The organism is Actinomadura sp. 7K507, assembly GCF_004348425.1.
Classification (GTDB): domain Bacteria; phylum Actinomycetota; class Actinomycetes; order Streptosporangiales; family Streptosporangiaceae; genus Spirillospora.
In genome coordinates this window covers 1-3,287 of sequence record NZ_SMKK01000437.1, presented here as the reverse complement: position 1 = coordinate 3,287, position 3,287 = coordinate 1, and the positions used below count along the sequence as shown (strand labels likewise).

At 69.2% G+C, this 3,287-nt stretch carries 1 protein-coding gene and 1 pseudogene; both read left to right on the top strand.

Annotation, left to right across the window (positions count from 1 at the left end; all coding sequences use genetic code 11):
- Positions 1–1,013 precede the first annotated feature (1,013 nt).
- A complete protein-coding gene (locus E1285_RS44025) occupies positions 1,014–2,222 on the top strand; it encodes an IS110 family transposase (protein ID WP_132160851.1) in 1,209 nt (402 codons plus the stop codon).
- A gap of 57 nt (positions 2,223–2,279) precedes the next feature.
- A pseudogene (locus tag E1285_RS44020) lies at positions 2,280–3,197 on the top strand (aminoglycoside phosphotransferase family protein); the annotation flags it as partial.
- Positions 3,198–3,287: the final 90 nt, after the last annotated feature.

Below are 3,287 nucleotides of genomic sequence, written 5' to 3'. Positions count from 1 at the left end.
TATAATCCATACAGGCGGCATTCCAGTATTGGGATGCATAGCCCCGTCACGTTCGAAGGGCTCAACCTGCCCTCAGACGCCGTCGAGTGACCTCACCTCGGGTGTCCGTGCAACGGGGGGAAGCTCAAGGCGACCAAGGTCACCGTCATCGTCGATCTGGACACCCTCGCCGACGGCAACGCCCCCGCGCGGCTCACCGACGGCACCCCGATCCCCGCGGCCCAGGCCCGCCGCATCGCCCTCTCAGCGGGTGTATCGCCCCTCATCCTGGGGCACGGCAGCATTCCCCTGTACCTCGGACGCCTCCACCGGTTCGCCAGCCCCGGCCAGCGGCAAGTTCTGGAGACCCTCTACCCGACGTGCGCGATGGTGGGCTGCGAAGTGCCCGGCATCCTCTGCGAAGTTGACCATGTGGATGGGTGGGCCCTGGGCGACAGCCCCACCGACATCGACAAACTCGCCCTCGCGTGCAGCTGGCACAACAGGTACAAACACACCAATCCCGGCCGCATCACGATCGGCCACACCCCCGACGGCCGCTACAGCTACCGCCTCCAACCCCCCAGAACCGGCAACGGTGACGAACCGAGGACACCCCCAGCGACCGGCCGCCCGCCACCCTGGTTCCAAGCCCAACGGCCGAGCCGCCAGGAAAAGAGAAGCCGCCTGGAAAGGACGACAGGACAAGTGCCACGCGCCCGTGCGCCGGACCAAGGACCCACCGACCTTCCAGCCGCATGACCACCAGAACCCCCCGTTATGTCCTTCTCGGCTCTGCAACAGGGCCGCTGGCCTCCGGGCCCGGCATGACTGTTCCCCCCTGTCGAATGCATGACCTGGGGGTGGTGTCACGGGCCCGAGGGGCGCCGTTGGAGACGCTGATGAGAGGTCTGACTACCGCCTCGCCGAGCGCAATGCCCGGCATCGCGAGGGCGGCAGGTCTGCATAACGTGGATGCGCGCGTACGGCGCCAACTTCCTGGCCAGCATCCCACCGAAGCAGTTGGGAGCACGATGGTCGGCACCGGCGATGTGGGCGTCTTCCTCGGCTTGGACGTCGGCAAGAGCGCCCATCATGGGCACGGACCGACCTCGGCGGGTAAGAAGGTCTTCGACAAGCAGCTGCCCAACAGCGAACCGAAGCTGAGGGCGGTGTTCGACAAGCTGACCACCAAGTTCGGCACAGTCCTGGTGGTGGTGGACCAGCCCGCCTCGATCGGCGCCCTGCCTCTGACCGTGGCCCGTGACGCGGGCTGCAAGGTCGCCTACCTGCCGGGCCTGGCGATGCGCAGGATCGCCGACCTTTATCCGGGTGAGGCCAAGACCGACGCCAAGGACGCCGCGGTGATCGCCGGCGCAGCCCGCACCATGCCGCACACCCTGCGCTCGCTGGAGCTCACCGACGAGATCACCGCCGAGCTGACGGTGCTCGTCGGCTTCGACCAGGACCTCGCGGCCGAAGCCAACCGCACCAGCAACCGCATACGCGGCCTGCTCACCCAGTTTCACCCCAGCCTGGAGCGTGTCCTTGGTCCCCGCCTCGACCACCAGGCCGTCACCTGGCTGCTGGAACGCTACGGATCCCCGGCTGCCCTGCGCAAAGCCGGACGCCGCCGGCTCGTCGAGGCCATCAGGCCCAAGGCCCCGCGCATGGCAGCACGGTTGGTCGACGAGGTCTTCGGCGCGCTCGACGAGCAGACCGTCATCGTTCCCGGCACCGGCACCCTCGACATCGTGATCCCATCCCTGGCCCGCTCGCTCGCCGCCGTCCACGAACAACGCCGAGCCCTGGAAACACAGATCAACCAACTGCTGGAGGCCCACCCTCTTTCCCAGGTCCTGACGTCGCTGCCCGGCGTCGGCGTCAGGACCGCCGCCGTGCTGCTGGTCACCGTCGGCGACGGCACCAGCTTCCCGACCGCCGCCCACCTCGCCTCCTACGCCGGCCTCGTCCCGACCACGAAGTCGTCGGGGACCTCGATCCACGGCGAACACGCGCCCCGAGGCGGAAACCGCCAGCTCACACGCGCCATGTTCCTTTCCGCGTTCGCCGCCCTGCACGACCCCTCCTCCCGCACCTACTACAACCGCTGCAGAGCACGCGGAAAGACCCACACCCAGGCTCTCCTCCGCCTCGCCCGCCAACGCATCAGCGTGCTGTTCGCCATGCTCCGAGACGGAACCTTCTACGAGACCCGCACCCCCGAAGTAGCCGCCGCATGACCCTCGGCCTTACCTGTGGTCGCGGTGGGAAGCCCACTCCTCCGAAGGACACCCCCCATGAGTTCGCCGCAGGGTATCGAAGTCCCCGACGCTCTGATCGCGTCGTACACGAGGAACGGTGGTGAAGAGGAACGGACCTGGATCGCCCGGCTGCCCGCGCTGGTGGCGGAGCTGCTCGACCGATGGGAACTGGAGCGCGACGGCGGCATCGGGTCCGGCGAGGCCTCACTGGTGGTGCCGGTGCGCCGCACGGACGGCACCCGCGCCGCGCTTAAACTCCAGATGCCCCGCGAGGAGACGACCGCCGCGCTGATCGGGCTGCGGGCGTGGAACGGCGACGGCATCGTGCGGCTGCTCGACCACGACCCGGAGAGCAGCGCCATGCTGCTCGAACGCCTCGACGGCTCACGCACCCTGGCTTGCGTCGAGGACGACGACGTGGCCATGAACGCCTTGGCCGGACTCATGGCCCGGCTGCACTCCGTCCCGGCGCCTGAGGACCTGCGCGGCCTCGGTGACGTCGCACGCGACATGCTGGCGTCCGTGCCGGCGGCCGTCGCCGCCATGCCGGACCCCCAGGACCAGCGGCGGCTGCACGGCTGGGCATCGGCAGTCACCGAGCTGGCCGACGAGCCCGGCGACCGGATGCTGCACTGGGACCTGCACTACGACAACGTGCTCGCCGCCGAGCGCGAGCCGTGGCTGGCCATCGACCCCGAACCCCTCGTCGGCGATCCGGGCTTCGACCTGTGGCCGGCGCTGGACACCGGCTGGGAGAAACTCCACCCCACCAGGGACGCTCCCCTGGCGGTGCGGCGCCGCTTCGACCTGCTGACCGAGGCGCTCGGGCTGGACCGCCAACGCGCGGCCGGCTGGACCCTGGCCCGGCTGCTGCAGAACACGCTGTGGGACATCGAGGACGGGCGGACCACCATCGACCCCTCCCAGACCGCCGTGGCCGAGGCGCTGCCCCGCCACTGCACACTTCACCACCGAGCGCAACACACCCCCAAACCACCCCAAAGCCAACATGGACACCTTGACGAAAGACATAGAGGCACCCCC

Bases quoted from the DNA above. Each gene is read 5' to 3' on its own strand.
- E1285_RS44025 (WP_132160851.1), top strand. From the start codon at position 1,014: ATGGTCGGCACCGGCGATGTGGGCGTCTTCCTCGGCTTGGACGTCGGC.